At 69.8% G+C, this 5,807-nt stretch carries 5 protein-coding genes; 3 read left to right on the top strand and 2 right to left on the bottom strand.

Annotated elements, in window-relative coordinates; translation table 11 throughout:
- The coding region (locus WA805_RS01750) for a helix-turn-helix domain-containing protein (protein WP_425241495.1) at positions 1-388 on the bottom strand (388 nt) is incomplete at its 3' end.
- A 124-nt stretch (positions 389-512) separates the two neighbouring features.
- Between WA805_RS01750 and aceA the strand changes: the two genes are divergently transcribed.
- The gene (aceA, locus tag WA805_RS01745) at positions 513-1,805 is read left to right on the top strand and encodes an isocitrate lyase (RefSeq protein WP_422271744.1); all 1,293 of its coding nucleotides are present in this window, start codon (positions 513-515) and stop codon (positions 1,803-1,805) included.
- Between the two features lie 40 nt (positions 1,806-1,845).
- Here aceA and WA805_RS01740 read toward each other — a convergent pair whose 3' ends face one another.
- A complete protein-coding gene (locus WA805_RS01740) occupies positions 1,846-2,433 on the bottom strand; it encodes a hypothetical protein (RefSeq protein ID WP_422339440.1) in 588 nt (195 codons plus the stop codon).
- A 175-nt stretch (positions 2,434-2,608) separates the two neighbouring features.
- Between WA805_RS01740 and WA805_RS01735 the strand changes: the two genes are divergently transcribed.
- Both WA805_RS01735 and sepH read left to right on the top strand, forming a co-directional pair.
- Complete coding sequence (locus WA805_RS01735) at positions 2,609-5,050, top strand: MMPL family transporter (protein ID WP_422322769.1); 2,442 nt, start codon at positions 2,609-2,611, stop codon at positions 5,048-5,050.
- Positions 5,051-5,147: 97 nt separating this feature from the next.
- Positions 5,148-5,807: septation protein SepH (gene sepH / locus WA805_RS01730; RefSeq protein WP_422339439.1), on the top strand; the 660-nt coding region annotated here is incomplete at its 3' end.

Here is a 5,807-nt window from a genome sequence, read left to right as displayed (position 1 = left end):
GTTCGGTGGCGAGGCCGACGAGGTGCTCGAGCACCTCGGTCGGCACCCGGGTGCCGACTCGCAGCTGTGGCAGTCCGAGCGCCCGGTAGGACGGGTCGCGCTGCGACTGCTCGAGGGCGATCTCCAGCTGGGCGCGCCGGCTCGGCGGCTGCTTCTTCAGCAGTTCGCCGACGGGCACCCCGAGCGCGGTGGCGAGCTGCTCTACCAGGGTCAGCCTGGGCTCGCGCTTGCCGTTCTCGATCAGCGACAGGACCGACGGCGTGCGGCCCACGCGGGCGCCGAGATCGGCGAGGGTCATGCCCCGCGCGCGGCGCACATGACGCAGCCGCTGGCCGAATGTTGCGAGGTCTAGACCTTCGGTCTCTACCAATTTTGGCGATTCTTTCATCGCGAAAAAGTGTAACACGGGCCCGTTCTGAAAAAAATGAAAGAATTTAATTGAGATTAGCCCTCGGCTCTGGCGCCGGCTACGGGCACCCTGGCGGTACGGCACCAAACCGAGAGGCATAACCATGGACACGATCAGCCAGCAAGCGGCCAACCTGCGTCAACAGTGGGAGACCGACCCCCGCTGGGCCGACATCGCGCGAACCTACACCGCCGAGGACGTGATCCGGCTGCGTGGCTCCATCACTGAGGAGCACACGCTCGCCAGGCGCGGCGCGGAGCGGCTGTGGGAGCTGCTGCACACCGAGGATGCCGTGCGGGCGCTCGGCGCGATCACCGGCAACCAGGCGGTGCAGATGGTCAAGGCCGGGCTGCAGGCCATCTACCTGTCCGGGTGGCAGGTCGCGGCCGACGGGAACCTGGCCGGGCACACCTACCCCGACCAGTCGCTCTACCCGGTGAACTCGGTGCCCCAGATGGTGCGGCGGATCAACAACGCGCTGCTGCGCGCGGACCAGATCACCTGGTCGGAACGGTCCGCCGACAGCACCGCCCCGCGGCAGAACTGGCTCGCGCCGATCGTGGCGGACGCGGAGGCCGGGTTCGGCGGGGTGCTGAACGTGTTCGAGCTGATGAAGGCGATGATCGAGGCGGGCGCCGCGGGCGTGCACTTCGAGGACCAGCTCTCGTCGGAAAAGAAGTGCGGCCACCTCGGCGGGAAGGTGCTCATCCCGACCGGGCAGCACGTCAAGACGCTGACCGCCGCGCGGCTCGCGGCCGACGTGTGCGGCGTGCCGACGCTGGTCGTCGCCCGCACCGACGCGCACGCCGCGACCCTGCTGACCGCGGACGTGGACGAGCGGGACCGGCAGTTCATCACCGGCGACCGGACCGCGGAGGGCTTCTACCGAGTGGCGAACGGGATGGCGCCGTGCGTGGCGCGCGGCCTGGCCTACGCCCCGTACTCCGACCTGCTGTGGATGGAGACCTCCACCCCGGACCTGGCCGAGGCGCGCGAGTTCGCCGAGGCGATCAAGGCCGAGTACCCGGACCAGATGCTCGCCTACAACTGCTCGCCGTCGTTCAACTGGCGAGCGCATCTCGACGAGGCGACGATCGCCAGGTTCCAGAAGGAGCTGGCGGCGATGGGGTACCGCTTCCAGTTCATCACGCTGGCGGGGTTCCACGCGCTCAACTACTCCATGTTCGACCTGGCGCACGGCTACGCGCGCGAGGACATGACGGCGTACGTGCGGCTGCAGGAGGCGGAGTTCGCGGCCGAGCCGCTCGGCTACACCGCCACCAGGCACCAGCGCGAGGCGGGCACCGGCTACTTCGACTTGGTCACGCAGGCGGTGGCGCCGAACGCGGAGACTCTCGCGCTCGCGGGTTCGACCGAGAGCGCCCAGTTCCGCTGAGGCTGAGCCAGTCAGTCGGCCGGGTGGCCGGGACCGGCCGTCACGACCACGGGTCGGGCGGCTGGTCGCCCGGCTGCTGCTGGATCGGCGCCGTCTGGTTCCCCCAGTCGGACGTCAGCAGCACGCTGCTGCCGGTCCCCGGTTGTGCCGTCAGGTCCTCGCCGGGCTCCAGGTAAACAGGCAGCGCGGTCCGCCGCCAGCGGGACGGGATAAACAGCGGAACGATCATCGCGAGCCCCGCGGCGGCGAGCACGCCGTTGATCAGCATCGCCTCGAAGCCGTCGCCGAACGCGTCCGCCTTCAGCGGGATGTAGCGCACCGCGCGGCCCACGTTCACCAGGTAGATGACGGTCCAGGCGAGCAGGCCGAGCCCGGGCAGCCCGGCCGCCAGCGGGGAGATCCGCGGCACCGCCACGCAGATCCCGGCCAGCAGGCCCACGCCGGCCAGCGCGGCGAAAGCGAGCAGTACGTTCCGCTGGTGCAGCAGCGAGCCGCCGACCGCCGGGAGGGTGGCCGCGGCGCCGTTCACCACCGGGACGCGCAACAGGCGCAGGTAGCCCCAGGTTGCGCCGAAGAAAATCGCCACCGCGAGCACGATTGCCAGGACAAATCCCGCTAGATGCCGCATCTTTGTCGCCTCCTGTCCGCCTATGTTGCCGTCTCCGGCGCGCGTTCGCAGCGAAACAGCGACGCTGACCGCCGGCGTGTCGCTGGCGCCCTAGCCAGCGGCGGCGGCGGCGCTAGCTGAGAACGGGCTGAGACCCAAGTCAGCGGTCAGCTGACTCATCGCTATCCTTAGGCGCGTGCACGTTGACGACATTTTCCGGGCGATCGGTTCGTTCGCCGTCAAGTTCCGCTGGGTAGTGCTGGCCATCTGGGTGGTGGCCGCGGTGGCCATCCCGAAGGCCCTGCCGTCGCTCGCCAGCGTGACACAGGGCAACAACAGCGCGTTCCTGCCCGCGAACGCGCCGAGCGAGCATGCGACGACCCTCGCTGCCCCGCTCGGGATCTCGCTGTCCGTCACGCCGGTGCCGGTGGTAGCCGCGGTACCCACCGGATCGTTCACCGCAGCAGACCAGGCCTATCTGGCTACCCTGACGACCGACCTGGCCAAGGTGCCGACCGTGACGAAGGCGCGCGAGCTCGGCCAGTCGCCAGTGCCGGGCCCGAACGGCGTCGACGGACAGGCCGCGCAGCTCCAGGTGCTCTCCACCGTGAACCTCAACGACGACAAGGCGGTCACGGACCTCGTCGACAACCTGCGCACCGCGATCACGGACTCATCGCCGCCGCCGGGCATGCAGGTGCACCTGGCCGGCCAGATAGCGATCCAGGTCGACCAGCAGAAGCAGTCCGGCAACACGGGCAACCAGGTTCAGTTCGTCGCGCTGATCTTCATCCTGCTGCTGCTGCTGGTGATCTTCAGGTCGTTGCTCGCGCCATTTATCACGGTGATCCCGGCGCTGCTGTCGGTGGCGATATCCGGGCCGCTGGTCGCCGAGCTCGCCAACCACGGGCTCAAGGTGTCCCAGCTCTCCCAGCTGCTGCTGATCGTGCTCGTGCTCGGCGCCGGCACCGACTACGGCCTGTTCCTGGTGTTCCGGGTCCGCGAGCGGATCCGGCTCGGCGACCCTGGGAAGGACGCGGTGGTCAACGCGCTGACCAAGGTGGGCGAGTCGATCACGTTCTCCGCCCTCACCGTCATCGCGGCGCTGCTGTCGCTGCTGTTCGCGACCTTCCAGATCTACTCCAACCTCGGCATCCCGCTGGCGATCGGCATCGGCGTCATGCTGGTGGCCGGCCTGACGCTGCTGCCCGCGCTGCTGGCGATCTTCGGGCGCGCCGCGTTCTGGCCGTCCAAGCCCAAGCCAGGCGGCGCCACCAGCGGGGCGTGGGGCCGGATCGCCGCGCGCATCGTCAAGCGCCCGGCCGTCACGCTGACTATCGGCGTGATCGTGCTCGGCGGGCTGGCGGCCGCGGTCACCGGGTACCAGAGCGCCGGATTCGGCGGCACCATCTCGGCGCCCGCCGGAACCGACTCCGCCGCCGGCACCACCCTGCTTAACAAGTACTTCCCGGCCACGGCCGCCAACCCGACGAACCTCGTCTACAAGCTGCCGGTGCCCGCCTGGGATGAGGCGCCCGCCATCGCGGCGGCGACCGCGAAGCTCCAGGCGTCCAAGGAGTTCACCGGGGTGACCGGGCCCCTCAACCCGGTCGGCGGCGCCGGGATCACCCCGGTCCAGTACGCCGAGCTGCACGCCGTCCTCGGCTCCGCCCCGCTGCCGCCGACCGTGCCGCCCGTGCCAGCCGCCCTCGCCGGCAGGGTCACGGCTGCCCAGTGGTCCGGCGCGTACCAGCTGTACCGGGCGACTCAGCAGTTCGTGTCCACGGATGGCAAGACGATCCAGTTCGAGACCTCGCTCGCGGCCGGCGACCCGTCCACCACGGCGGCGCTCAACGCGGTGCCCGCGGTGCGCGACGCGGCGGCGTCGGTGGTGCCTATCCTGCACGCCACCGATTACGGCGTCGCCGGCGAGGCGCCCGCGCTGTACGACATCAGCGCGATCTCCAGCAGCGACCTGGCGCACGTCATCCCGATCGCGATCATCGTGATCGGCGTGCTGCTCGCGCTGGTCATGCGGTCACTGATAGCGCCGTTGTACCTGATCGCGTCGGTGGCGCTGTCGTACTTCGCCGCGCTCGGGCTCGCCGTCATCCTGTTTATCGAGCTGGGGAATTCCGGCGGCATCACCTTCATCCTGCCGTTCCTGTTGTTCATCTTCCTGCTGGCGCTCGGCGAGGACTACAACATCCTGGTCATGACCAGGATCAGGGAGGAAGCTCACCATTATCCGCTACGTGAAGCAGTGTCTCGCGCACTTTCCGTGACCGGAACCACGGTCACCTCGGCCGGCCTGGTACTCGCCGGGACGTTCGCGGTGTTCGCCGTGGTCGGCGGGCGCGGCTCCGGCGGTTCGCAGATCAGGGACGTCGGCATCGGCCTCGCGGTCGGGGTGCTCATGGACACGTTCGTGGTCCGCACCGTGCTGGTGCCGTGCACCGTGGTGCTGCTCGGCAAGTGGAACTGGTGGCCGTCGAAGATAACCGTCGACAGCCCGCCCGCGGACGCGGTGACCGCGAGCGCGGACGCGCTGGGGCTGTCGGATTCCGCGTCGGGATCGCCTGACGGCGAGTCCGACACGACGTCGCCGACCCGCGCCGAGCGGCCCGGACGCGACTAATTGACGCCATGATCTCCGGACATGCCGGGCGGGGTGCTTTCCTTATGGGGCGCTGACCGGGAGACTCTTACGGAAGTGGTTCGGGGAAGGGACGCCGATGCAGGAACTGCGCTTCGTCGCGGTCAGCGAGGATGGCCGTTACGCTGTCCTCGCCGTCCCCGGGCGCAGCGCGCGCTTTACCTTGCCGATCGATGAGCGGCTCAGGGCTGTCGCGCTCGGCCAGACCTCCCGGCTCGCCCAGTACGAGATCGAAGTGGAGAGTCCCTTGCGACCCAAGGAGATCCAGGCACGGATCCGCGCCGGTGAGACTGCCGAAGAGATCGCCGACGCGGCCGGTATCCCGGTCGAGCGTGTGCGCTGGTTCGAGGGCCCGGTCCTCGGCGAGCGGGCCTACATCGCGCAGCAGGCGCAGGCCGCCTCGGTGCGGCGGCCAGGTGACTCTTCAGGGCCTGGCCACCGGCTTGCGGACATCGTGCCGTCCCGGCTGAAGGCCGCGGGTGCCGACCCGGCCGACGGAGAGTGGGACGCACGCAAGCGCGGCGACGGGAACTGGCAGGTCACGCTCACCTTCACGGCCGCGGGACGGCTGCACGTCGCGGAATGGATGTTCGATCCCCGCCGCCGTCATGTGCTGCCGGAGGACGACAACGCCGCCCGGCTGTCGCTGCCCGACGCCGAGCTGCCGCCGCTGTCGGCGCCCATGCCTGGCGAGGCGACGGTGACGCCGCTGGCCCCGCGGCTGGGCGCGGTGTCGGCT

Source organism: Trebonia sp. (assembly GCF_049794275.1).
In the GTDB taxonomy this organism is placed as follows: domain Bacteria; phylum Actinomycetota; class Actinomycetes; order Streptosporangiales; family Streptosporangiaceae; genus Trebonia.
Note: the sequence above shows the minus strand (reverse complement) of the source record. Positions and strands in the feature narration are given on the sequence as shown.

Coding starts and splice junctions, on each gene's coding strand:
- aceA (WP_422271744.1), top strand. CDS start 513: ATGGACACGATCAGCCAGCAAGCGGCCAACCTGCGTCAACAGTGGGAG.
- WA805_RS01740 (WP_422339440.1), bottom strand. CDS start 2,433: ATGCGGCATCTAGCGGGATTTGTCCTGGCAATCGTGCTCGCGGTGGCG.